The 23,236-nt window shown below is 66.3% G+C and carries 28 protein-coding genes; 3 read left to right on the top strand and 25 right to left on the bottom strand.

The window, feature by feature from the left end:
• Positions 1–17: 17 nt before the first annotated feature.
• From B4K74_RS12795 to B4K74_RS12780, 4 genes are read right to left on the bottom strand one after another with little or no spacing between them, the layout of a single operon-like run.
• Positions 18–1,049 carry a quinone-dependent dihydroorotate dehydrogenase gene (locus tag B4K74_RS12795; RefSeq protein WP_123288555.1) on the bottom strand — a complete coding sequence of 344 codons (1,032 nt, stop codon included), beginning with the start codon at positions 1,047–1,049 and terminating at the stop codon, positions 18–20.
• On the bottom strand, positions 1,046–1,408 hold the full coding sequence (locus B4K74_RS12790; RefSeq protein ID WP_286693263.1) for a DUF952 domain-containing protein: 363 nt from the start codon (positions 1,406–1,408) through the stop codon (positions 1,046–1,048). Before B4K74_RS12790 ends, B4K74_RS12795 begins: the two co-directional genes overlap by 4 nt.
• On the bottom strand, positions 1,405–1,911 hold the full coding sequence (locus B4K74_RS12785) for a SixA phosphatase family protein (RefSeq protein ID WP_286693262.1): 507 nt from the start codon (positions 1,909–1,911) through the stop codon (positions 1,405–1,407). Before B4K74_RS12785 ends, B4K74_RS12790 begins: the two co-directional genes overlap by 4 nt.
• A gap of 9 nt (positions 1,912–1,920) precedes the next feature.
• Positions 1,921–2,676 carry a class I SAM-dependent methyltransferase gene (locus B4K74_RS12780; protein WP_286693261.1) on the bottom strand — a complete coding sequence of 252 codons (756 nt, stop codon included), beginning with the start codon at positions 2,674–2,676 and terminating at the stop codon, positions 1,921–1,923.
• A gap of 53 nt (positions 2,677–2,729) precedes the next feature.
• On the opposite strand from B4K74_RS12780, the gene gloB reads away from it, so the two are divergent.
• Positions 2,730–3,458, top strand: coding sequence for a hydroxyacylglutathione hydrolase (gloB, locus tag B4K74_RS12775; protein WP_123288559.1), 729 nt, complete (start codon positions 2,730–2,732; stop codon positions 3,456–3,458).
• A gap of 1 nt (position 3,459) precedes the next feature.
• On the opposite strand, the gene B4K74_RS12770 is transcribed toward gloB, so the two are convergent.
• From B4K74_RS12770 to B4K74_RS12735, 8 genes are all read right to left on the bottom strand, one after another.
• Complete coding sequence (locus B4K74_RS12770; protein ID WP_286693260.1) at positions 3,460–4,251, bottom strand: DUF4908 domain-containing protein; 792 nt, start codon at positions 4,249–4,251, stop codon at positions 3,460–3,462.
• A 49-nt stretch (positions 4,252–4,300) separates the two neighbouring features.
• Complete coding sequence (phbB, locus tag B4K74_RS12765; protein ID WP_123288561.1) at positions 4,301–5,026, bottom strand: acetoacetyl-CoA reductase; 726 nt, start codon at positions 5,024–5,026, stop codon at positions 4,301–4,303.
• Between the two features lie 98 nt (positions 5,027–5,124).
• A complete protein-coding gene (locus tag B4K74_RS12760; RefSeq protein ID WP_286693259.1) occupies positions 5,125–6,183 on the bottom strand; it encodes an NAD(P)-dependent alcohol dehydrogenase in 1,059 nt (352 codons plus the stop codon).
• A gap of 60 nt (positions 6,184–6,243) precedes the next feature.
• Positions 6,244–6,618: a GFA family protein gene (locus B4K74_RS12755; protein ID WP_286693258.1), complete on the bottom strand. Its 375-nt coding sequence runs from the start codon at positions 6,616–6,618 to the stop codon at positions 6,244–6,246.
• The gene (locus tag B4K74_RS12750; RefSeq protein ID WP_286693257.1) at positions 6,615–7,364 is read right to left on the bottom strand and encodes a DUF72 domain-containing protein; all 750 of its coding nucleotides are present in this window, start codon (positions 7,362–7,364) and stop codon (positions 6,615–6,617) included. Before B4K74_RS12750 ends, B4K74_RS12755 begins: the two co-directional genes overlap by 4 nt.
• A gap of 74 nt (positions 7,365–7,438) precedes the next feature.
• Complete coding sequence (locus tag B4K74_RS12745) at positions 7,439–7,780, bottom strand: hypothetical protein (protein WP_286693256.1); 342 nt, start codon at positions 7,778–7,780, stop codon at positions 7,439–7,441.
• A gap of 57 nt (positions 7,781–7,837) precedes the next feature.
• Entirely contained in the window at positions 7,838–9,199 is a 1,362-nt protein-coding gene (locus B4K74_RS12740) for a glutamate--cysteine ligase (RefSeq protein WP_286693255.1), read from the bottom strand.
• A gap of 60 nt (positions 9,200–9,259) precedes the next feature.
• The gene (locus tag B4K74_RS12735) at positions 9,260–9,979 is read right to left on the bottom strand and encodes a 16S rRNA (uracil(1498)-N(3))-methyltransferase (protein ID WP_286693254.1); all 720 of its coding nucleotides are present in this window, start codon (positions 9,977–9,979) and stop codon (positions 9,260–9,262) included.
• Between the two features lie 69 nt (positions 9,980–10,048).
• Between B4K74_RS12735 and ppk2 the strand changes: the two genes are divergently transcribed.
• On the top strand, positions 10,049–10,807 hold the full coding sequence (gene ppk2 / locus B4K74_RS12730; RefSeq protein WP_414630940.1) for a polyphosphate kinase 2: 759 nt from the start codon (positions 10,049–10,051) through the stop codon (positions 10,805–10,807).
• Between the two features lie 6 nt (positions 10,808–10,813).
• On the opposite strand, the gene B4K74_RS12725 is transcribed toward ppk2, so the two are convergent.
• The 5 genes from B4K74_RS12725 to B4K74_RS12705 all read right to left on the bottom strand — a co-directional run bounded on the left by B4K74_RS12725 (position 10,814) and on the right by B4K74_RS12705 (position 15,036).
• Positions 10,814–11,146 carry a DUF5615 family PIN-like protein gene (locus B4K74_RS12725; RefSeq protein WP_286693252.1) on the bottom strand — a complete coding sequence of 111 codons (333 nt, stop codon included), beginning with the start codon at positions 11,144–11,146 and terminating at the stop codon, positions 10,814–10,816.
• On the bottom strand, positions 11,143–11,370 hold the full coding sequence (locus B4K74_RS12720) for a DUF433 domain-containing protein (protein ID WP_206423371.1): 228 nt from the start codon (positions 11,368–11,370) through the stop codon (positions 11,143–11,145). The genes B4K74_RS12725 and B4K74_RS12720 overlap by 4 nt, the downstream gene beginning before the upstream one ends.
• Before the next feature lie 45 nt (positions 11,371–11,415).
• Positions 11,416–12,582: an acyl-CoA dehydrogenase family protein gene (locus tag B4K74_RS12715; RefSeq protein ID WP_286693251.1), complete on the bottom strand. Its 1,167-nt coding sequence runs from the start codon at positions 12,580–12,582 to the stop codon at positions 11,416–11,418.
• A gap of 144 nt (positions 12,583–12,726) precedes the next feature.
• Positions 12,727–14,511: an acyl-CoA dehydrogenase C-terminal domain-containing protein gene (locus tag B4K74_RS12710; protein ID WP_286693250.1), complete on the bottom strand. Its 1,785-nt coding sequence runs from the start codon at positions 14,509–14,511 to the stop codon at positions 12,727–12,729.
• A 3-nt stretch (positions 14,512–14,514) separates the two neighbouring features.
• Entirely contained in the window at positions 14,515–15,036 is a 522-nt protein-coding gene (locus B4K74_RS12705; protein WP_123286256.1) for a MerR family transcriptional regulator, read from the bottom strand.
• Positions 15,037–15,080: 44 nt separating this feature from the next.
• Here B4K74_RS12705 and B4K74_RS12700 point away from each other — a divergent pair, with 44 nt between their 5' ends.
• A complete protein-coding gene (locus tag B4K74_RS12700; protein ID WP_286693249.1) occupies positions 15,081–15,242 on the top strand; it encodes a DUF2256 domain-containing protein in 162 nt (53 codons plus the stop codon).
• Here B4K74_RS12700 and B4K74_RS12695 read toward each other — a convergent pair.
• From B4K74_RS12695 to B4K74_RS12660, 8 genes are all read right to left on the bottom strand, one after another.
• Positions 15,239–15,670 carry a DoxX family protein gene (locus B4K74_RS12695; protein WP_286693248.1) on the bottom strand — a complete coding sequence of 144 codons (432 nt, stop codon included), beginning with the start codon at positions 15,668–15,670 and terminating at the stop codon, positions 15,239–15,241. The genes B4K74_RS12700 and B4K74_RS12695 overlap by 4 nt on opposite strands.
• Before the next feature lie 184 nt (positions 15,671–15,854).
• Positions 15,855–17,264, bottom strand: a complete 1,410-nt coding sequence (locus tag B4K74_RS12690; protein WP_286693247.1) for a protein adenylyltransferase SelO — start codon at positions 17,262–17,264, stop codon at positions 15,855–15,857.
• A 45-nt stretch (positions 17,265–17,309) separates the two neighbouring features.
• Complete coding sequence (locus B4K74_RS12685; protein ID WP_286693246.1) at positions 17,310–17,711, bottom strand: Na+/H+ antiporter subunit G; 402 nt, start codon at positions 17,709–17,711, stop codon at positions 17,310–17,312.
• Positions 17,708–17,989: a K+/H+ antiporter subunit F gene (locus B4K74_RS12680; RefSeq protein WP_123286251.1), complete on the bottom strand. Its 282-nt coding sequence runs from the start codon at positions 17,987–17,989 to the stop codon at positions 17,708–17,710. The genes B4K74_RS12685 and B4K74_RS12680 overlap by 4 nt, the downstream gene beginning before the upstream one ends.
• Positions 17,986–18,477 (bottom strand): Na+/H+ antiporter subunit E, encoded by a 492-nt coding sequence (locus B4K74_RS12675; RefSeq protein WP_286693245.1) that lies wholly within the window; start codon positions 18,475–18,477, stop codon positions 17,986–17,988. Before B4K74_RS12675 ends, B4K74_RS12680 begins: the two co-directional genes overlap by 4 nt.
• Positions 18,474–20,015: a monovalent cation/H+ antiporter subunit D gene (locus tag B4K74_RS12670; RefSeq protein WP_286693244.1), complete on the bottom strand. Its 1,542-nt coding sequence runs from the start codon at positions 20,013–20,015 to the stop codon at positions 18,474–18,476. Before B4K74_RS12670 ends, B4K74_RS12675 begins: the two co-directional genes overlap by 4 nt.
• A complete protein-coding gene (locus B4K74_RS12665; RefSeq protein ID WP_123286248.1) occupies positions 20,012–20,353 on the bottom strand; it encodes a Na+/H+ antiporter subunit C in 342 nt (113 codons plus the stop codon). The genes B4K74_RS12670 and B4K74_RS12665 overlap by 4 nt, the downstream gene beginning before the upstream one ends.
• A 2-nt stretch (positions 20,354–20,355) precedes the next feature.
• Positions 20,356–23,220 carry a monovalent cation/H+ antiporter subunit A gene (locus B4K74_RS12660; RefSeq protein ID WP_286693243.1) on the bottom strand — a complete coding sequence of 955 codons (2,865 nt, stop codon included), beginning with the start codon at positions 23,218–23,220 and terminating at the stop codon, positions 20,356–20,358.
• Positions 23,221–23,236: the final 16 nt, after the last annotated feature.

The following is a 23,236-nucleotide window of genomic DNA, read 5'->3' as shown; positions in this document are numbered from 1 at the left end:
GCAGCCCTAACGCTCCGTCAACGCGCGGTGCCGACGGCCTCGGCAACTGTGGAAAATCCGTCGGCGCGCAGGCGGGCGGCCAGATCGGCCTTGATCCGCCGGACCAGACCGGGCCCTTCGAAGATCAAAGCGGAGTACAGCTGAACCGCGCTGGCCCCCGCCCGGATGCGGGCATAGGCCTCGGCGCCATCCGGGATGCCGCCGACCGCGATCAGGGGCAAGCGCCCGGCCGAGGCTTCGACCGCTGCCGCCAATGCCATGGCGGCGCGGGCCTGAAGCGGGGCGCCCGACAGGCCTCCGGCCTCACCGGCGTGGGTGGATTTCAGGGTGTCGGGCCGGTCGAGGGTGGTGTTCGACACGATCAGCCCGTCCAGTCCGTAGGCGAGACTCGCCTCCACGATCCGGCCGATGTCCTCGCCCGACAGGTCCGGCGCGATCTTCAGGAAGACAGGCCGGTCCACGGGCCTCGCGGCCTTGATCCGCGCCAGCAGCGGCTCCAGTGCCTCGACGGTCTGCAGCCCCCTCAGGCCGGGCGTGTTCGGCGAGGACACATTGACCGTCATATAGTCGGCCCGTCCGCCCAGCCGGCGCAGTCCGGTCTCATAGTCAGCGATGCGGTCCTCGGCATCCTTGTTGGCGCCCAGATTGGCCCCGACCACCACGCCCGGCGGGCGCCGGTCCAGCCGCGCAGCAAAGGCCTCCAGCCCGTCATTGTTAAAGCCCATGCGGTTGATGACGGCGCGATCTTCTTCCAGCCGGAACAGGCGCGGGCGGGGATTGCCGGCCTGCGGGCGGGGGGTCACCGAGCCGCACTCGACAAAGCCAAAGCCCAGCCCCGCCAGACCCCGGATGGCCACCGCATTCTTATCGAGCCCCGCCGCCAGACCGACGGGATTGGACAGGCTCAGCCCGGCCACCCCGGTCTTGAGGATCGGGTCGTCGCGAGTCGCAGAAAGGGGCAGATATTTCAGCCCCGCGATGGCCAGGTCATGGGCGCGCTCGGCGTCCAGTCGCCGCAACAGGGCCGTGCCGGCATCCAGCAGGCTCACGCGCCGGCCTCCAGGCTCAGTCGGCCTTCCGCATCAACGTGACAGGGCTCGACCGACCGCACGGCCGACAGGGGCAGCGGCACATACAGATGCGGGAACAGGTCCCCGCCCCGTGACGGCTCCCAGCGCAGAGCCTCGTCCGGCAGGGCGGCAAGAGTGGCGGTGTCGATCGTCACCTTCAAGAGGTCGGGCAGGCCGGTGAAGTGCCGCCGCGCGGTCTCATCCAGCTGGTCGGCGGTCGACATGTGGATGTAGCCGTCGCGCACGTCGACGGCCGACCCGGGGTAGGCCCCGTCGACCGTCGCGACCTGCCAGTCCTCGGCATCCACCAGCTTGTAGATCACCTCTGGCCCGGTCACGCCGCCGCCTCGGCGTCGTCGGGGCGGATCAGCCCTTCCAGCGCATAGCGCTCGGCCGCATCGACCGAAAAGATCGCCGCCATGCCGGTCGGAAAGCCACTGCTAAGCCGCTCAAGCACCGACGGCGCCGCCGCCCCCTCCATCAGCAGTTCGACCGCCAGCTGGTGGATGCCGGGGTTGTGTCCGATCAGGATCAGACACCCCGCTGAGTCCATCTCGGCCTCGATGCGGGCGCGCAGGATATCGGGGTCCGCTTCATAGAGGTCATCGATGATCGCAACCTCGACATCCCCGAGGCTGTCATGGACAATATCCCAGGTCTGGCGGGTCCTCGCTGCGCCCGACACCAGCGCCCGGTCAGGCTTCAGCCCGCGGGTCGCAAGCGTCTTGCCGACGCGGGCGGCATCGTCGCGACCGCGCGCCGCGAGGGGACGGTCCTTGTCCCGGCCGGAGGGAGAGCCGCGTTCGGCCTTGGCGTGGCGCATCAGGATCAGTCGGTGCATGGCCACGATCTAGGCGTGTTCGCCCGGCTGGGCCAGAGCCCGGCTTGCGCCGCGCCCCGCCGGAGAGGGCTGAAGGGCCGCCCCCCTTAGCGGCACGCGCTCGGCCGCCCCGACGGGCTGGACCCGCGCATAGGCATGCCTTGTCGCTTCCAGCAGGATCAGTCCCGCCGCCCCCGGCACCACCCGGCGGCCGATCTGTTCGAAGCCGTCTGCCATGCCGTAGAGCGCCGGCCAGGGCGGAACGTAAAGGGTCTGCGACCAGGCGGCGGGCTCCAGCCCCACCTCGCGCACCAGCTTCTCGAGCTGGCGCCGCGTGAACGGACGACCATGACCAAAGGGCGTGTTCTCGGCCCGGGCCCAAAGGCCGCCGCGGGCCGCAGCGACAAGGATGATCCGACCGGCGGGGGTCAGCACCCGGATCGCCTCGGCCATCAGCGCCCGGACGTCGTCGGCTTCCTCGAGGGCATGAACCACCAGCACGCGGTCGAAACTGCCAGCGGAGAATGGCAGCGCCCGGTCGTCGACCAGCACCGAGCGGTTGCGGGCGCCCCGCGGCCAGGCCTCGACCCCCTGTCCCGACGGCATGGCGGCGATCAGACGGCGCGCACCGACGAAGGCGCCGAGCCAAGGCGTGGCATAGCCCAGACCCAGGACATCACAGCCGTCGGCTTCGCCCCAGGCGGCGTCCAGCCGCTCGGCCAGCAGCCGTCGGACCAGTCGCCCCGACGGCTCGCCGTAGAACAGTCTCAGATCCTCAATGGCCATCCGCATGGTCACAGGATAGCCCCGGACGCTGCCGCCCTGCTAGAGTCCTTGCCATGACCCTGGATGTGCACCTGTTTCCCTGCCTGTCGGACAACTATGGCCTGCTGGTCCGCGACCCGGCCACCAGCACGGTCGCCGCCATCGACACGCCCGATGCCGGTCGCATCCTTGAGGAGCTGGAGGGGCTGGGCTGGGGTGGTCTGAACCTGATTCTCAACACCCACTGGCATCCGGATCACACAGGCGGCAATGCCGCGCTGAAGGCGGCCACCGGCTGCGTCATTCATGGACCGGAGGAAGTTCGCCGGGCTGCGCCGCTCGATCATGTCATCGCCGATGAGGACATTGTGTCCGTCGGCCAGACCCGGCTGCGGGTGATCGCGACACCTGGGCATACCCTCGGTCATGTGGTGCTGCACGACGCCGAAGGACGCACGGCCTTTGTCGGGGATGTGCTGTTCACCCTCGGCTGCGGTCGCCTGTTCGAGGGCACGCCCGATCAGATGTGGGCCAGCCTGTCGGCCCTGATGGACTGGCCGGATGAGACGGTGATCTGGTGCGCCCACGAATATACCGCTTCCAACGCCCGGTTCGCGCTGAGCGTCGATGACCGGCCCGAGTTGCGCGTCCATGTCGAGGGATTGATGCGTCAGATTGAGGCGGGTCAGCCGACCGTTCCGACCACATTGGGCTCCGAGCGGCGGTTCAATCCGTTCCTGACGGCAGGCGATGCCGCAACCTTCGCTGAACGGCGCGCAGCCAAGGACCGCTTTCGCGGCTGAGCTACTCGGTTTCCGAGATGACCCGCACGATACGGGCCGAGGACGGACGCCCGGCAAAACCGGCATCGGGATCAATCACAATACGCAGCGTGCCCCGCGAAAAGCTGACCTGACGTGGCCCGACGTCGGTGATGATGATCATCCTGACCCTGGACACATCCCGGCGCAGACTGGGCGAGCGGGCCATGCGGACAATGGCGTCGACCGCCGTCGACAGGGCATCGGTCGCCACCGATTCAGAGCCTGGCTGGATATTCATGTCGACCACGATCAGCTCGCCGACCGCACGCGTGGCCCGGTCGCTCTGGCGCAGGATGAAGTCCATCAGCTGAAACGCCGTCAGCGTGGGGGCCAGAAGTTCCGGCGCCGGCCCGGCCAGCGACACGGGCGCGCCTTGGGGGGCCGCCGTCGTATAAAGGGTCATGCCGCCATTGGGAGTGACCCTCAGAACCTGATCACCGGCGTCATTGCGAAAGATCACATCGCCGCGCGGGGCGGGCGACGGGCGCAGCACCCAGACCTCGGTGGAGCGGTCGAACCGCATCAGGGTGCCGGTGTTGGAGCGGTCGAGAATGAACCCTTGGCCCGTCTCGGACACATAGCGGCCACTGTCAGGCAGGCTGGTGGTCGGGCCGCGATCTCGCTGGGCGCGCGAATCCTCGCTCTGGAAGTTTGCAGAGACCTGGGCATGGCCGGGCAAGGCAAGGCACAGCCAGCCGAAGACCATCACCCCCGCCAGTACGGCAAGGGGTGCCGGTCGCCGTATCGCTCCGACCTGTCTCCCGCTTTTCATGGATTGAGGGATGACTCCCCACCCCGGCAGATTTTAGGCAAGGGCCTGCTCAGCCGACCAGATACTGACCGCCGTTCAGGGATAGGGTGCATCCTGTGACATATCCGGCACGTTCACCGGCCAGCCAGGACACCATGTCGGCGATCTCCTCGCCCTTGCCCAGCCGTCCGACCGGGATCTGGGCGATGATGGCATCCAGGACCTTCTGATCCATGGCGCCGACCATTTCCGTATCGATATAGCCTGGGGCGATACAGTTGACGGTCACGCCCTTTCGCGCATTTTCCAGCGCCAGCGCCTTGGTGAAACCGATCATGCCGGCCTTGGCGGCGGAATAGTTGGTCTGGCCGATCTGACCCTTCTGGCCGTTGATCGAGCTGATGTTGACGATCCGGCCAAAGCCCCGGTCGCGCATGCCGGTGATGACCTGACGCGTCATGTTGAACACCGAGTCCATGTTCACGCGGATCACATCGGACCACTGGTCGGCGGTCATCTTGTGAAAGAAGCCGTCGCGGGTGATGCCGGCATTGTTGATCAGCACCTCGATCGGGCCCAGCTCGGCCTCGACTTCCTGAACGGCGCGGGCGCAGTCGTCGAACGAGCCGACATTGCCCTTCACCACCATGACGCCCAGTTCCTTCGCCGTGGCCTCGGCCGCCTCGGCATTGCCGGAATAGCCGGCCGCCACGGCCATGCCGTCTTCCTTCAACCGTTGAACAATCGCCTTGCCGATGCCCCGGGTTCCCCCGGTGACCAGTGCCACTCGTGCCATATGAATTCCTTGCGTTTCCGGGCGGGGGGCGTCTCTCCCGCGCCCCTCCGTCATCCAAGCCTTAACGAAACGCGGGGTTCCCGGCTAGGCCGCTGTCTTCACAGCTGCGCCATGTCCAGCACGAAGCGGTACCTTACGTCCGACTTCTGCATCCGGGCATAGGCCTCGTTGATCTGTGACGGGGCGATCACCTCGATGTCGCAGGCCAGACCGTGCTCGGCGCAAAAGTCCAGCATCTCCTGCGTCTCGCGGATGCCGCCGATCAGCGACCCGGCGACCGAGCGACGGCGCCACAACAGACCCATGGCGTAAACCGGCAGGCCCTCGGTGGTCAGGCCCAGCATGACCATGGTCCCGTCCCGGGCCAGCAGCTGAACGTGGCTGGCGATCTCATGCGTGGCCGAGACCGTATTGATAATCAGGTCGAACTTTTCGGCCGCGGCCGCCATTGCCGCCTTGTCGGAGTTGATCAGGAAATGTTTGGCGCCCATGCGTTCGGCGTCGGCCTTCTTGCGGTCCGAGGTCGACAGGACGGTGACCTCCGCCCCCATCGCCGCCGCCTGTTTGACCGCCATATGGCCAAGACCACCGAGGCCGATCACAGCCACCTTCGAACCGGGCCCGACCTTCCAGTGGCGCAGCGGCGAATAGGTCGTGATGCCGGCGCACAGCAAGGGTGCTGCGGCGTCCAGCGGGATGCTGTCGGGGATGGTCACGACATAGTTCTGATCGACTGTGATCCGGTCGGAATAGCCGCCCTGGGTGACCTTTTGCCCGACCTCGGCGCCCTTGGGATCCGGCGAGCCATAGGTCTGGGTCATGCCGGGCACGCAATACTGCTCCTCGCCCTCGAGGCAGGGCTGGCACTGCCGGCAGCTGTCGACCATGCAGCCGACGCCCACCCGGTCGCCCTCCTTGAAACGCGAGACGTTCGATCCGACCGCCGTCACCACCCCGGCAATCTCGTGACCCGGCACGATCGGATAGCGGGTGTTGCCCAGGTCATTGTGGGCGATGTGCAGATCCGAGTGGCAGACGCCGCAGTATTTGATCTCGATGGCCACATCGTCCGGGCCCGGATCGCGCCGGTCAAAGCCGTACGGCTCCAGCGGCTTGTCGGCGGCGACGGCGGCAAAGGCGCGGGTGGCGATGGGCATGGGGCGTATCCTTCAAAGAGTATCAGATGCAGGTGCGTATGACGGGCGGCAAGCGCAAGGTTACCACTCGTTTCGACCATCGACATGACGGACCGGCACGGCGGCCAGATCCAGCCCTTCGAACAGGCGGGCATTCAGGACCACGCGGGCGGGGCGGGCCTCGCCGGCGTCGGTCGTCCAGGCCGGGGCCTCGGAATGGACAGCGCAGCCACAGGTCGCGCAGTGATAAAAGGTCATCATCCGGTCGCCCCACTCGTAGGCGGTCAGGGTTCCGGGCGTCAGGTCCAGATCGACCACGCCCGGAGCGTAGTAGGCGGCCAGCGTGCCCCGCTTGGTGCAGGTGGTGCAGGTGCAGTCGGTGACAGAGTCCGGTGCGGGTGCCGTAAACCGCTGCGCCCCGCAGTGACAGCTTCCCTTCAGTTGAGGCGCTGTCATCCCACCCGCTCGATCAGGGCCATGGCCGCCGCCGGATTCCTCACCTTGGCGCCCGCGATCATATAGGCGAACACATCGCCGCGTTTGGCCCAGCCGCGCAGGCGGTCGGCGGTGGCATTCAGCTCGGCATCCGACATGCCGGTCGGCTCATCCTCGCGACTCGACATCAGGCGGGCGTAGGCAAAGTCGGCGGTGGGCTGGTCGATGCGCGGCCATTCCGGCGCCTCGTCATCCTCGGCATAGACGATGGCACAGCCGTATTTCGCCGCGAGGTCGTAGAATTCTTGCGTGTCGAAGGTCGGGTTGCGGACCTCCAGCGCGTGACGCAGCCGAACCCCGTCCTTTTCCTTCGGCAGCAGCTTGAGGAAACCTTCGAAATCGACCGGATCGAACTTCTTGGTGGCCATGAACTGCCAGTTGATCGGCCCCAGCTTGTCCCCCAGCGCCGTCAGGCCCTGATCGAGGAACCGGTCAAAGCTGTCCTTGCCCTCGCTGAGCACCTTGCGATTGGTGCAATAGCGACTGGCCTTGACGGCAAAGACGAACCCGTCCGGCGTCTCATCGCGCCACTTCATCCAGCTGTCGGGCTTGAAGGTGGAATAGTAGGTGCCGTTGATCTCGATGGAGGTCAGCTTGCCGGCCGCGTACTCCAGCTCGCGTTTCTGGACCAGACCCTCGGGGTAGAAGACCCCTCGCCACGGCTCATAGGTCCAGCCGCCGATGCCGATGTGGATGTTAGCGGTCATGCCCATTCCCTGCTTGCCATTGCCGAGATGAGACATCCTCGGCGGTCAGGGGGCAAGGCGAAACCGTCGCGCCCCTACTGGGCGGGGGGCTGATCCGTTTCCGGCACGGCCGCAGGCGAGCCGCCCTCGGACGCTTCCGGTACCGGCTGAAGTTCGGCAGGCACCGGACGGCCCTCAGCCTGATCCTCGACGGCATCCAGGCCCGGCTGGCTGGCCATGACCATGATGGCATAGATGATCAGGATCAGGGCGATCGAGACCACCAGCACGACCACGATCCTGAGACCGCCGCGGCCCTGTTTGGTCTCCTGGGCATCGACCACGGGGCCGTCGGACTCGCGGGCGTCGGCGTCAGAGGGCTCTTCGCCGGGGCGGACATCGGTGGGTTCTGCGGGGGGGCGATTTTCGGTGTTCATGCGAGAGGAACCCGCAAGCGCCACCGTTGTTCCGCGCCGCGACGGCCTGCCGCAACCTCAGTAGGCGTAGTCCGAATAGAGCCGCCGGACATCACCGCCCCAGGGCCCGTGGTACAGGTCCAGCAGGCGCTCGGCCGGGGTGATGCCGCTGTCGGCGGTGTCTTCCAGTTCGGACAGATAGCCGCGCTCATCCACCATGCCGCCCGAGAAGCGCGCCCGGTTCTTCAGCCCCTGACGGGCGATGGCCACCATGTCGACGGCGACGTCACGCAGGGGCCGCCCGCCGATCTCGGCCCGCAGGCCCAGCCGCGTCACCTCGCGCCGCAGACGCTCGTGATCCTCGATCTGCCAGTCCTTGCAGAGGTCCCAGGCGGCGGCCAGCGACGGTGCGTCATAGAAAATGCCCGCCCATAGCGCCGGCAGGGCACAGATGCGGCTCCACGGACCGCCGTCGGCGCCGCGCATCTCCAGATACTGTTTCAGCCGAACCTCGGGGAACAGGGTGGTCAGGTGATCGGCCCAGTCCTTTTCGGTCGCCCGGTCGCCCGGCAGCGCGTCCAGTTTGCCGTCGGCGAAGGCCCGGAACGACTGGCCCGACAGGTCGACATAGCGCTCGCCCCGCTTGGCGAAATACATCGGCACATCCAGCGCATAGTCGACATAGGTCTCAAAGCCGAAGCCATCGGCAAAGACAAAATCCAGCATGCCGGTGCGGTCGGGATCGGTGTCGGTCCAGACATTGGCCCGCGCGGTCAGAAAGCCGTTGGGACGACCTTCCGTGAACGGAGAGTTGGCGAACAGGGCGGTGGCCACCGGCTGCAGCGCCAGCGAAGTTCGGAACTTCATCACCATGTCGGCTTCGGAGTCGAAGTCCAGATTGGCCTGGATGGTGCAGGTGCGCAGCATCATGTCGAGGCCCAACTGACCCCGCTTCGGCATATAGGCGCGCATGATGTCATAGCGGCCCTTGGGCATGATCGGCACATCCTCGCGCGACCACAGCGGATCAAAGCCCGATCCGAGAAAGCCCAGCCCCAGTTCGTCGGCCACCATCTTGACCTCGACCAGATGCTGGCCGGTCTCGGAACAGATGTCGTGAATGTCCTTCAGCGGCGCCCCCGACAGTTCGAACTGCCCGCCGGGTTCCAGACTGATGGAGGCCGTAAAGCCCTCGGCATTCTTACGCTCGAGGGCGATGACGTGACCGGCCTCCTCGACCGGGCTCCAGCCGAACCGCTGCAGCCCCTCCAGCATGGCGCGGATGCCGGACGGCCCGTCATAGGCGGGGCGCCGCAGACTGCCCTTGTCGAAGCCGAATTTCTCGTGCTCGGTCCCGATCCGCCACTGGTCTTTCGGCTTGATCCCTTTCGACAGCGCCCCGACCAGGGCCTCGCGGGTCAGCGGTGCAGCGTCAGACATCGAAGGGGCCCCTTGTTCGTCTGGCCAATTGGGCAGTCCGGGGGGCGGGCACAAGTGGCCTCACCGCTCCCAGTCGCCCAGGGTTGCCTGCCACAGGGCCAGCGCTGTGACTGCGGCAGTGTCGGCCCGCAGCACCCGGGGCCCCAGCGACACGGCGGTGGCATACGGCAGGGCTAATAGTCGCTCGCGCTCGTCTGGCGAAAACCCGCCTTCTGGCCCGATCAGAATCCCCCAGCCCGCTCCGCCCGCCTTTGGCAGGGCCGTCAGCGCAGGTGGTCCGCCCGTCTCGTCACAGAACATCAGACGGCGGCCCGGGTCCCACCCGTCCAGCAGGGCGTCCAGGGGCTCGGACACGACAATCTCCGGCACATCCATTCGCCCGGTCTGCTCGGCGGATTCGACCGCGATGGTGTCCAGCCGGTCCAACCGGATCGTTTGCGGCTGGGTGCGCGCGGTGCGGACCAGCCGGATGCGCCGCACGCCCAGTTCGGTGGCTTTCTCGACCGCAAACTCCAGCGGGCTCTTTTTCACCACAGCCAGGATCAACTCGACATCGGGCGGCAGTATCTGGTCGCGCACCCGTTCATCGGCCTTCAGCAGGCACCCGCGCTTCAGCACCTCGGCCACCGAACAGCGCCACTCGCCATCGCGGCCATTGAAGACGAGCAGGTCGTCGCCCGCCTTCAGCCGCATGACCTGGGTCAGATAGCGTGACTGGTCCAGCGTCGGAGCAACCGCAGCGCCGGCGGCCAGAGGCTGGGGGATATACAATCGGATCATGGAGGAACGATGCCAGAAGCCGCATGGACTTGCATCCCTCTGCCACCTGGGTCCACTGGATGCATGGCAATATCCAAAAAGGCCTACAAGGCAGAGCTTCACACCCTCCAGATCGCCCTGGTCGAGAGCCAGGCCCGGCTGATCGCTCAAGGTCGCAAGGTCCTGATCCTGTTCGAGGGCCGCGACACGGCGGGCAAGGACGGGTCGATCAAGCGCGTCACCGAATATATGGCCCCCCGCCATACCCGGGTCATCTCCCTGCCCAAGCCCAGCGACCGCGAGCTGAGCCAGTGGTATTTCCAGCGCTATGTCGCCCACCTGCCCGCGGCCGGTGAGATCGTGATCTTCAACCGGTCCTGGTATAATCGGGCCGGGGTCGAGGTGGTGATGGGCTTCTCGTCCCTTGAGGAACAGTCCGACTTCATCCGCGACGTCCCGGCGTTCGAGGCCATGCTGACCGAGGCCGGCATCGTCCCGATCAAGATCTGGCTGGATATCTCCAAGGAGGAACAGGCCCGCAGGCTCGAGGCCCGGGTCGAGGACCCGCTGAAACACTTCAAGACCTCACCGCTGGATGGAGAGGCCCAGAAGCGCTGGCATGCCTATACCGAGGCGCGCGACTCCATGCTGCTGCGCAGCCACAGCACGCACGCCCCCTGGCTGATTGTCGCTACCGATGAAAAGAAGCAGGCTCGCCTGAACGTCATGCGCCACCTGGTCGAGCGGCTGGCGGTCTGGAACCTCAGCGTCGACACCCGTCCCATCGACCCGGACATCGCCTTCATGTTCGAACCCGAGGCCCTGATCGACGGCCGCATGGCGCGGTAGGGGCGGTCAGCCGACCTCGAGGCAATCGATATCATCGCCCAGGCCCATGGTCCTTATCGGCAGCACATGGTTGCGGATGAGGTTCTCGACGTAGGCTGTCGGGCGATTGCCGCATCGAAGCCACACGACCTTTGGTGGAGAGCCCTTCAACGCCGACAGTTCCGCAAAGTCGGCGTCCAGAGTGACGATGCAGAACCCTTCTTTGCCGGCATAGTCCCAGATCATGGTGTCGTCAGACTGATCAAGACCCACCAGTCGGACCTGGCTGGAACCGGGGAAGATGTCCAAAAGCGCTGAAGGCAGCCGATGGCTCAGGTTCTGATCGAACAGCAGCTTCACGCTGCAGCTATGGCGGTCCGACGCTGGCGGTCGGCGGCATAGGCGAGCACGGCCCGGATGTCTTCTTCGGTCAACTCGGGGAAGTCGGCGATGATCTGAGCATGGGTCATGCCCTCGGCCAGCCAGCCCAGAACATCTTCAGCCGCGATACGCATGCCCCGCACGCAGGGACGCCCGCCCCGCTTGCCAGGCTCAATCGTGATGCGGTCGCGCCAGTCGATCATGGGAACAATCTACCACGGGCTCTGACGACGCGGTAGGGGCGCCCCCTACAGCGTCCGGGCGATCAGCAGCTTCATGATCTCGTTGGTGCCGCCATAGATGCGCTGGACGCGGGCGTCCTTGTACAGCTGGGCGATCGGATATTCGTTCATATAGCCATAGCCGCCGTGCAGCTGCAGCATCTCGTCGATGGTCTCGCCCTGGATGTCGGTCACCCAGTATTTGGCCATGGAGGCGGTCGCGGCATCCAGCTTGCCCTTCAGGTGCAGGCCCATGCAGTGGTCGACGAACACCTTGGCGACCGTCAACTTGGTCTTGACCTCGGCCAGTTTGAACTGGGTGTTCTGGAAGTCGATGACCCGCTTGCCGAAGGCCTTGCGCTCCTTGACGTAGGCGATGGTCTCCGACAACCCGCGCTCGGCTGCGGCCACGCCCTGGACGGCGATGTTCAGACGCTCCTGCGGCAGCTGCTGCATCAGCTGGACAAAGCCCTGCCCTTCGACACCGCCGATGATGTTCTCGCCGGGAACCTTGACGTCATTGAAGAACAGCTCGGAGGTGTCATTGCCCTCCATGCCGATCTTGTGGAGGTTCCGGCCGCGCTCAAAGCCCTCGGCCCCGTCGGTCTCGACGATGATCAGGCTGGTGCCCTTGGCACCCTCGGCCGGATCGGTCTTGGCCACCACGATGATGAAGTTCGCCAGCTGGCCGTTGGTGATGAAGGTCTTGGAGCCGTTCACCACATACTGGTTGCCCTGCTTGATGGCGGTGGTCTTGATCCCCTGCAGGTCAGAGCCTGCGCCCGGCTCGGTCATGGCGATGGCGCCGACCAACTCACCGGACTGCAACTTGGGCAGCCAGCGGGCCTTTTGCTCGTCGGTGCCATAGTGCCAGATGTAGGGGGCGACGATGGCGTTGTGCAGCGAGATGCCGAAATGGTCCGCGCCCTTCCAGCCCAGCTGACGCATCAGCACGACCTCGTGGCGATAGTCGCCACCCATGCCACCGTCTTCTTCCGGCATCGACAGGCCCAGCAGGCCCGCCTCACCGGCCTGGGTCCACAGCTCACGCGGGACGGAGGAGTTGGCGATCCACTCCTGCACCTTCTCCGGCGGCGCATGCTCGTCAATCCACTTGCCGACGGAGTCGGAGAAGAGGGTGATCTCCTCTTCCTGCATGAAATCGGGGTCGGGGGCGTTGAGGGGGGATGTCATGGGCCACTTACCTGTCTCCCTCCCCTTGATGGGGAGGGTGGTCGCGAAGCGACCGGGTGGGGAATGGGGGTGTGGCGCTCAGCCCCACCCTGCCCGGCATCAATGCCGGGCATCCCTCCCCATGAAGGGGAGGGAGACTATGGATCAGAACGCCTCCGCCGGCATGGCCATCAGCACGTCGGCGCCCGTCTTCAGCTTGGCCAGGTGCGAACCGGCGTCGGGCAGGATCCGCTCGACGAAATAGCGGCCGGTCTGCAGCTTGGTGGCATAGAAGGGATCGTCCGAGCCGCCGTCGATGGCCTTTTGCGCCGCGATCGCCATCTGGGCCCAGACATAGGCCATGGCCGTCAGGCCGAAGATGTGCAGATAGTCGGTCGAGGCCGCACCGGCATTGTCCGGGTTCTGCATACCGTTCTGCATCAGCCACATGGTGGCCTCCTGCAGCTTCTTCTTGGAATCCGACAGGCCGTCGATGAAGGGCTTGATGGCCTCATTGCCGCTATTGTCCGAGACGAAGGCGTCGATGTCGGCGAACCAGCTCATGATGGCCCGGCCGCCGTTGGCCGGCAGCTTGCGGCCCACGAGGTCCAGCGCCTGGACGCCGTTGGTGCCCTCATAGATCAGGGTAATGCGCGCATCGCGCAGATACTGGCTGGCGGGGAAGTGTTCCGTATAGCCCGAGCCGCCGTGGACCTGCATGGCCAGCGAGGCCACGTGGAAGCCGCGGTCGGTCAGGAAGGCCTTCACCACCGGGGTGATCAGGCCCATGTAGTCGCGGGCTTTTTGCGCCGTCGCCTCATCATCCGACTTCTGCAGGTCGGCCTGCAGCGCGGTCCACAGGATGAAGGCCTGGCCGCCTTCGACATAGGCCTTGGACTCCAGCAGCATGCGCCGCACATCGGGGTGGACGATGATCGGATCGGCCGGGCCGTCGGCGTTCTTGGGCCCAGTCAAGGAGCGGCCCTGCAGGCGGTCCCTGGCGAACTCGACGGCGGCCTGATAGGCGGCGGTGCCGATCGAATGGCCCTGCAGGCCGGTGCCGAGGCGCGCCTCGTTCATCATGACGAACATGGCCGCCATGCCCTTGTTCTCGGTCCCGACCAGCCAGCCCTTCGCATTCTCATACGACATGACGCAGGTGGCATTGCCGTGAATGCCCATCTTGTGCTCAAGGCCCGCGCACTGGACGCCCTCGTTGCGGTCACCCAGCGAGCCGTCTTCGTTGACGAACACCTTGGGCACGACGAACAGGCTGATGCCCTTGATGCCCGCCGGGGCGCCCTCGATGCGGGCCAGCACCAGATGGATGATGTTGTCGGTGAAGTCGTGCTCGCCCGACGAGATCCAGATCTTCTGGCCGGTGATGTTGTAGCTGCCGTCGCCGTTCGGCACCGCCTTGGTGCGGATCAGGCCCAGATCCGTGCCACACTGGGGCTCGGTCAGGTTCATGGTGCCGCCCCATTCGCCGGTCGCCAGCTTGGGACAATAGATGTCCTTCAGCTCGTCCGAGGCATTGGCGTGCAGCGCCTCGTAACAGCCGTGGGTCAGGCCCGGATACATGGAAAAGGCCGGCGAGGCCGCTGCCGTGAACTGGCCGAACGCCATGCCAACGATGGCCGGCATGCCCTGACCGCCGTGCGCGGGGTCGGAGCTGAGACCGGGCCAGCCGGCCTCGACCATCTGCTGATAGGCCTCTTTCCAGCCGGTCGGGCCGGTGACCTTGCCGTTATCCCATTTGCAGCCTTCCTGATCGCCCACCTTGTTCAGCGGAGCGATGACTTCCTCGGCGAATTTGGCGCCCTCTTCCAGAATCTGCTGCACCAGATCCGAGCTGACCTCGGCAAAGCCGGGCTGGTTGGAATAGCGGTCGATCTCCAGCACTTCGTTCAGAATAAAGGTCAGGTCGCGGACAGGTGCCTTGTAGGCCATGGGTCAGACTCTCGACTTCTGGGAATGGGACAGGGGGGAATGCAGGACGTGCACCGGCGGCGCATGCCCATGATCCGGATTGAGCCGCGCCTTCAGCAGGTCGGCATACTCTTCGGCACCGGGCAGCAGGTCCGGCCGGTGCTGACCCAGCCGCTGCTCCATGACGCGACAGGCTTCTTCCGCCGTGGCGATGGCGTCGTCCAGATCCTGTCGCTGAAGCTTCAGCGCCTCGATCTGGGCCCGATGGCGGCGCAGGGCCACGGCCATCTGGTGGACGTTGTGATCATTGTGGTCGTACAGATCCAGCATCTCCTGGATCTCCTGCAGCGAGAAGCCGATGCGGCGTCCCCGCAGGATCAGCTTCAACCGCGCCCGGTCGCGCGCCGAATAGACGCGGGTCTGGCCCTTGCGCGCGGGGGTCAGCAGGCCCTTGTCTTCATAGAAGCGCAGGGCCCGCGCCGTCGCCCCGAATTCGCGGCACAGCTGGCGGATGGAATAGGTGCGATGATCGTCAGCACTGGCCATGCGTCCGTCATAACTTGACGCGCACGTAAAGGGAAGCTTTTTTGATGACGCGACGTCATGTCAACGACCGGGGCACGGCGAAAGGCGACCTTCCGCAAAAGATCTGCCCCGCCTGTGCACGGCCCTTCAGTTGGCGCCGCAAGTGGGCGCGCGACTGGGATCAGGTGAAATACTGCTCGGACAATTGCCGGGCGAAGGGTGGTTAGCGGCGCAGGCAGGCTTCGCGCAGCCGGAACCACAGCACCGGGGCGGTCACCGCCAGCAGCGCCAGATTGACGACCGAGTGGCCGATGTCGCCGCTCAGCGCATGGACGCCCAGCATGATGGTCTGCAGCACCAGCAGGCCGGCCGCCGCCACGATCAGCAGCGGACGGCCGAGCTTCCAGCTGATCAGGGGGGTCAGCAGCAGGACGGCCAGAACGATCTCGGCCAGACCCAGTCCGCGGACCAGATTGACCGGCACATATTGCGGCCAGCCCATCAGAGCGGTCAGGGTCGAGGGTGGCTCGGTCAGCTTTGCATAGCCCGCAGCGATGAAGAACATCGCCACCCAGCCCTGCAGCGTCCACAGGGTCAGGTTCAGATAGCTGGCGTTAAGGCGCGCGCGCGCAGTGGGGAAGGTGTGGCTGTGCATGGTCTTGAACCCGGGGAGGGGCTTCGCTTTATTGGTAACAGTGGCGATGTCGGAACGGCGAGCCTGTCCCGCAAGGGTGCGAAGCGTGAGCGTAACCATCCGTGATCGCCTTCTGCGCCAGGTCCACGGCCAAAGCGTGGCCGTATCCATACGGATGTGTAACCCCGACAGGCTTTATGGCCGGTTAAGCCTGTTGGCGGGCCGCGCGCATGGCCGCTAGCCGTTCCAGCTTGGCGTGGAAGGGGGCCCAGTCGTCCTCGCCATCAATGGCACCCCAGATAGTCTCGACCTCGTCGATCCGCATTTCTTCGGGCTCCACCCCCGCAAAGACGGGATGCTCCAGCCGCTCGGGACGGTCCGGCTCGTGCTCGAACAGGGCAAAGCGGAAGGCGTCGAAGGCCTCGCCCTGATAGAGCCGCGCGCGTGGCCCCCGAAGCGCCCGCTCGGACGAGGAGAACCCGCCGAACCAGTCGTGGAACAGGGGCTCCCAACGCAGCGCCTCGCCGCTTTCCCGCAGAAGGGCCAGGGTGGTGTCGACCAGCCTCTGATCCGCCGCCTCACCCAGCGATCTCACCCCCAGCCGCTCCAGAAACGCCGCGCGCAGTTCGGTGATATAGCGGGGCCCGAAGCCGTTCAGGGCTTCGGTGAGGGCGCCGACGTCGGCGATCGGCTTCAACGCTCCGCCCAGCTGCGTCAGGGCCCAGAACACGGCCTCGGGCTGGCGGGCAAAGGCATAGAGGCCGAACTGGTCGAAATAGGCGGCGGTAAAGCCGGGCTCATAGTGGGGCAGGAAGCGCCAGGGGCCATAGTCGAAGCTCTCGCCCGTCACATTCAGGTTGTCGGTGTTCAGCACCCCGTGGACAAAGCCCGCCGCCACCCAGCGGGCCGTCAGCCGGGCCGAGGCCGCGACAATCGCCGCCATCAGCCCGGGCACATCTCCCACTGCGACCGACGGGTGGTAGAGCGCCCGCGCATGCTCGGCCAGGGCCGCCGTGAGGTCAGGCCGCTCAAGATACGCCGTCCGCTGGAAGGTGCCGAACCGGACGTGGCTGTGCGACAGCCGTACCAGCACCGCTGAACGGGTCGGCGACGGCTCATCGCCCCGCTCCAGCGCCTCGCCGGTCTCGATCAGCGACAGGGCACGGCTGGTCGGCACGCCCTGGGCCTCCAGCATGGCCGCCGCCAGCACCTCGCGCACCCCGCCCTTCAGCGTCAACCGTCCGTCCGCCCCCCGAGACCAAGGCGTCTGGCCGGAACCTTTCGTGCCAAGATCAAGCAGCCGTCCCTGGTCGTCGCGAAGCTGCGCCGCCAGAAACCCCCGACCGTCGCCGAGGTCCGGATTGTAGGTGCGGAACTGGTGCCCGTGATAGCGCATCGCCACCGGACCGGGCTGTCCCGGCAGCGGCTCGAACCGGCCGAAATGGGCGATCCATTCGGCGTCGGTCAGTGTGTCCAGCCCGACCGTCGCGGCGGCCCTGTCATTGCGGACCCTCAGCCGGGTTTCCGGAAAATCGGCCGCACGAACGGCATCGCCATAGTCCCCCCCGAGATCGAAGAAGCGGGGTTCGGGGCGGTAGGTGGGGGACGTCGGCATCGGCGACAGATGCGCACTCGGGGGCGCGCCTGCAATGGTGAATGTCTAGTCGTCGCGTGAGGACTCGGCACCGCGGAACGTCGCCCAGTCGTCACCCGTGGGCGGCGGCGGCAGACCCTCGGGAATGCCGTCCGCAGGGTTGGGGTCGATGGAATGCCCCTGACGATGCAGATGGGCCTTGGCGATCATATTGGCCGAGATCGGTGCGGTCAGCAGAAGGAAGATGGTGATCAGCAGCTCATGCGCGGACCAGGGCTGCCCCGACGCCGGGAAATAGATCATCGAGGCGATCAGGCAGGCCCCGACCCCCAGCGTACTGGCCTTGGTCGGTCCGTGCAGCCGGGTCATCAGCGATGGCAGCCGAGCCAGTCCCCACGACCCCACCAGAATGAAGATGCCGCCCATGACCAGAAGGACGGAGATGGCGATTTCCGCGATCGGGTTCATTCGACGATGTCTCCCCGCAGCAGGAATTTGCAGTAGGCAACCGTGCCGACGAAGGCGACCATGGCCAGCAGCAGCGCGGCCTCGAAATAGGTCTGGGTCGCCTCGGCCACGCCGAACACCACGATCAGGGCGATGACATTGATGGTCAGGGTGTCGACCGACAGGATGCGGTCGCCCAGCGTCGGCCCGCGCAGCAGCCGGAACAGGCTGAGCAGCATGGCCAGGCTGACGCAGGCGAGGGCGAACCCCAGGGCCCAGGGCAGGATCGAACCGGTCATCGGAACACCTTCATCAGACGGGTCTCATAGCGTTGCTTGATGCGGGCGACCTCGGCAGCCGGATCGGCCACGTCCAGCGCATGAACCAGCAGGGCCCGGCCATCGGACGAGATATCGCTGCTGACCGTCCCCGGCGTCAGGCTGATGGTGCCAGCCAGCACGGTGATGGCCTCGGCCGAGCGTAGATCGGTCGGAATCACCAGCCAGCACGACCGCAGGTCGCGATTGCGGCGCGTCAGGATGATCCAAGCGATCTCGAAATTGGCCACGATGACATCGAAGATCACGATCAGCAGATAGGCCAGGGCGTCGCGGCCAAAGCGAACCTTCGGCCGTTCCGGCCAGAAGCGGCTGGTGACCAGCGGCACCACGACACCGAACACCAGCGCGAGGAACAGGGCGCCAAACCCAAGCTCGTTCACCAGCAACATCCAGACGACGATCAGCAGGACGCTGAGCGCCGGGTGAGGCAACAGGCGGCGGATCATCGGCGACCTCCCGCCGTCGGGCCAAGCACGGCATCAATATATTGCTGCGGGTCGAACAGCTGGGCGGCGGTCGCCCCGGTATAGGCCGTCACCGGGCCGCCGAGCACAGTCAGCGCTGCCAGCAAAGCCAGCAGGCCGCCGGCCACGCCTGCGCCGCCCCACCGGCCCCGGAGGGCGCGCACGGGGATGGTCCCCTCGACCGAGGCGCTCTTCCAGAAGATGCGGCTGCCCGCGCGGGCAAAGGCCAGCACGCCGATCAGGGTGGTGATCAGGATTGTCGCCCAGATCCAGGCCGCTTCCGGCGCCGCCCGCACCCCGTCGAGGATCAGCAGCTTGCCGATGAAGCCCGAGAGCGGCGGCAGGCCGACGATGCCGATGGCCGACAGGAAGAACAGGCCGGACAGCAGCTCTGACTGGCAGAAGCGCGGGGCGACGGTCAGGGCGTCGCCGTGCGCGCCGCGCCGTTTGGCGATCATGTCGACCACCAGGAACAGGGCCGCCCCCGCGAGCGTCGAATGCACCGCATAATAGAGGGCCGGCCCCATGGCCTCGACCCGGAAGACCGAGACCGCGCTCAGCAGCACCCCCATCGAGCCGACCACCGACCAGGCAGCCATCTCGCGAAGCGTACGGGCGGCGAACAAGCCGACGAAACCAATGACGGTGGTGATGATGGCCGCAGGCAGCATCCAGTCTCCGGTCAGCCAGGCCAGCGTGCCGGCGTCCTCGCCAAAGATCAGTGTGCCCGTGCGGATCAGGGCATAGGCGCCGACCTTGGTCATGATGGCGAACAGGGCGGCCACGGTGGCGGTTGTCGCTGCATAGGCTCCAGGCAGCCAGAAATGCAGCGGCACCAGCGCAGCCTTCAGGGCGAACACCACCGTCAGCACAAGCGCTGCGGCCGCGATCAGTCCCTGATCACCGGGCGAGGCCTCAGACACCCGTACCGCCATATCGGCCATGTTGAGCGTGCCGGTGACGCCGTACAGCAGGCCGACGCCCACCAGAAACAGCGTCGAGCCGACCAGGTTGATGACCACATACTGCACCCCGGCCTTCAGCCGTGCGGCCCCCTGTCCGTGCAGCAGCAGACCATAGGAGGCGATCAGCAGCACTTCGAAGAAGACGAACAGGTTGAACAGGTCGCCCGTCAGGAAGGCCCCGTTCAGACCCAGCAGCTGGAATTGGAACAGCGGGTGGAAATGCCAGCCCTTGCGGTCCGCGCCGGTCACCACGGCATAGCTCATCACCGCCAGCGCCAGAACGGACGTCAGCAGCAACATCATCGCCGACAACCGATCCAGCACCAGCACAATGCCGAACGGCGCGCGCCAATTGCCCAAGGCATAGCTTTCCACCGCGCCGCTCGAAGCGTGCATCGTCAGGCTGGCAGCAATGCCGACCAGCGCCAGACACGAGCCCAACGACACCAGCCGCGAAGCGTCCAGCCGATGCCGGAGCAACAGCAGAGTCAGCGACCCCAGCACGGCGGGCAGGATCAGGGCAGCGACGATCAGATTGGGGACGTGGGCGCTCACGGCTGCGCCTCCCCGTCTTTGTGGCCATCGACCTGATCGGTGCCGGTCTCGAGATAGGTCCGGAGCGCGAGGATGACGACAAAGGCCGTCATGCCAAAGGCGATGACGATGGCCGTCAGCACCAGGGCCTGGGGCAGCGGGTCGGTATAGGCCTCGGCCGCCTTGTCGTAGATGGGGGGCTGGTCGATCACCAGACGCCCCATGGCGAACAGGAACAGGTTGATCGCATAGGACAGGAAGGCCAGTCCCAGCACGACCGGGAAGGTCCGGCCCCGCAGCACCAGATAGACCCCGGCGGCAGTCAGCACGGCGATGGCCGAGGCGACGAGCAGTTCCATCGTCATTGGTCAACCTCCGTCGCAGCGGCCGCATCATCGCGGCCGGGGTTGATGTCCATGGCGGTCTCGGTCTCGGGCTGCGGCTCCTTCTCGGCGCGCTCGGCGACCTGCGACAGCTGGGCCAGCGCCAGCATGACCGCGCCGATCACCGTCAGCGCCACCCCGATGTCGAACAATATGGCGGTGGCCAGTTCAAACTCGCCGATCAGGGGCAGGCTGAAATAGTCAAAGGCGCTGGTCAGGAAGGGCGCGCCGAACGCCAGCGACCCCAGACCGGTCAGGGCTGCGACCAGCACCCCTGCCCCGATCATCGAGTGGTGGTCGGCATGCAGCCTCTGGTCGGCAAAGGCAAAGCCCGAAGCCATGTACTGCATCAGTATGGCCACCGCGACGACCAGGCCGGCGATGAAGCCCCCGCCGGGCTGATTGTGCCCGCGCAGGAAGATGTAGAGCGCCACCATCACCGCCAGCGGCAACACCAGCCGGGTGGCCACCACCAGCATCATCGGGTGGTGTTCGGGCGAGCGCACGGTGTCGGGCTTCCATGCCGCCAGGCGCCTGCCACTGGCCCCGGTCTCGACCCGCTCCAGCAGGGCGAAGATGCCCAGCGCGGCGATGCCCAGCACGATGATCTCGCCGAAGGTGTCAAACCCGCGGAAGTCGACCAGAATGACGTTGACCACATTGGTCCCCCCGCCTTCTGATTTGGCATTCTCCCAGAAATAGCCCGAGATGCTGTCCAGCGGCCGGGTCATGATGGCCCAGGCGGCCCCGCCGACGCCGAGACCCGCGGCCACCGCGACCCCGCCGTCGCGGATCTTGCGCCACGGTCGGCTTTCGACCGGCGTCTGTTTCGGCAACAGGTTCAGCGCCAGTAGCATCAGCAGGATGGTCACCACCTCGACCGAGATCTGCGTCAGGGCCAGATCCGGCGCCGACAGATGGACAAAGGCCAGCGAAATGATCAGCCCGACGATGCCGATGTAGATCAGCGAGATGTAGCGCGCCTTGTGGGTCAGGACGACCATGGCCGTGGCTGCGATCAAGGCGATCCATCCGACAACAGCAGCGGGCGAAGCCTCGACCCCGGGCCGATCGCCCCCGATGTAGCCGGCCGAAAGGAACCCGGCGAAACCCACCACCACGGCGGTGCCGATCAGGGCGACCGTGCCCCGCTGCAGCGATCCGTTCTGGAGCAGGTCCGTGCCCTTTCGGGCCAGTTTCACGGCACCGAGGACTCCGGCGTCAAACATGGCCTTGGCCTCGGGCAGCCCCGCGCCCTGCCACAGGCGGTCCAGCCGCCGGTGCCCCATCAGCAGGGCGGCCCCGAGCGCGATCGCGATGGCGCTCATGAACAGCGCCGGGGTCACGCCATGCCACAGGGCCAGATGCTCCGGCTCGGCCGCACCATTGGTCACCGCACCCGCCACCAGATTGACCAGCGGCCCGGCAACGAGGGCCGGGGCCAGACCGATGGCGACGACCAGCGCCACCAGCACGGCGGGCGGACCCCACAGGCCGATGCCCGGGTCATGCGGCGACTTCGGATAATCGTCGCGCCGCTTTCCAAAATAGACATGCACGATGTAGCGCAGCGAATAGGCCACCGAGAGGGTCGCCCCCAGCGTCGCCAGCACCGGAAACACCCAGGCCTGACCCAGCCAGACGGTATCGGCGGCCTCGTACAGCATCATTTCCTTGGAGATGAAGCCGTTCAGCGGCGGCACCCCCGCCATCGACAGGCCAGCAACCAACGCCAGCGTCCCGGCGATCGGCATCAGGCCAAACAGCCCGCCCAGCCGCTTGATGTCGCGCGTCCCGGCCTCGTGGTCGACGATGCCGGCGTTCAGGAACAGCGCAGCCTTGAAGGTCGCGTGATTGATGATGTGGAACACCCCGACCAGCGCCGCCATGGGCGTGCCGATCCCGAACAGCATGGTCAGAAAGCCCAGGTGGCTGATGGTCGAATAGGCCAGCAGCCCCTTCAGATCGTCCTTGAACAGGGCCACGCAGGCGGCAAACACCATGGTCACCAGACCCGTGGTCGCCACGATCAGGAACCAGGCGTCGGTCCCGGCCAGCACCGGCCACAGCCGCGCCAGCATGAAGACCCCGGCCTTCACCATGGTCGCCGAATGCAGATAGGCGCTGACCGGCGTCGGTGCTGCCATGGCGTGCGGCAGCCAGAAATGGAACGGGAATTGCGCCGACTTGGTGAAACAACCCCCGAGGATCAGCAGCAGGGCCGGCAGATACAGCGGCGAGGCCTGGATCACATCCTTTTGCTGCAGGATCACGGTCAGGTCGTAGGAACCGGCAATACTGCCAAGGATCAGCAGGCCGCCGATCAGGGCCAGACCGCCACCCCCGGTGACGAACAGGGCCATCCGCGCGCCCTGACGAGCCTCGGGCGAGTGCCGCCAGAAGCCGATCAACAGGAAGGACGACAGGCTGGTCAGTTCCCAGAAGATCAGCAGCAGCAGCACATTGTCCGACAGGACAATGCCCAGCATCGCCCCCTGGAACAGCAGCAGATAGGTGAAGAACCGGCCCATGGGGTCGGCCGCCGCCAGGTAGAAGCGCGCATAGATGATGATCAGCAGGCCGATGCCGAGGATCATGCCCGCGAACATCAGCCCCAGCGGATCGAGGAACAGGCTGGCGTTCAGGCCGAGGGCGGGAATCCACGGAACGCTCGCCGTGAACACCTCACTCCTCATGACGCCGGGAACCATGCTGCCCAATACGATCAGGGCGGACAGGGTGACCGCCCCGGCGGCAAGGGCGCAGGCATTCCGGCCGAACCGGATGGCCAGGGCGGGTGCCAGGGCCCCCAACAGGGGCAGAAGGGCGAGCAGAAACAGCAAGGATCGGCCTCGGAAG

The organism is Brevundimonas sp. UBA2503 (assembly GCF_002341485.1).
GTDB lineage: Bacteria > Pseudomonadota > Alphaproteobacteria > Caulobacterales > Caulobacteraceae > Brevundimonas > Brevundimonas halotolerans.
This window is presented reverse-complemented; position numbering and strand designations above follow the sequence as displayed.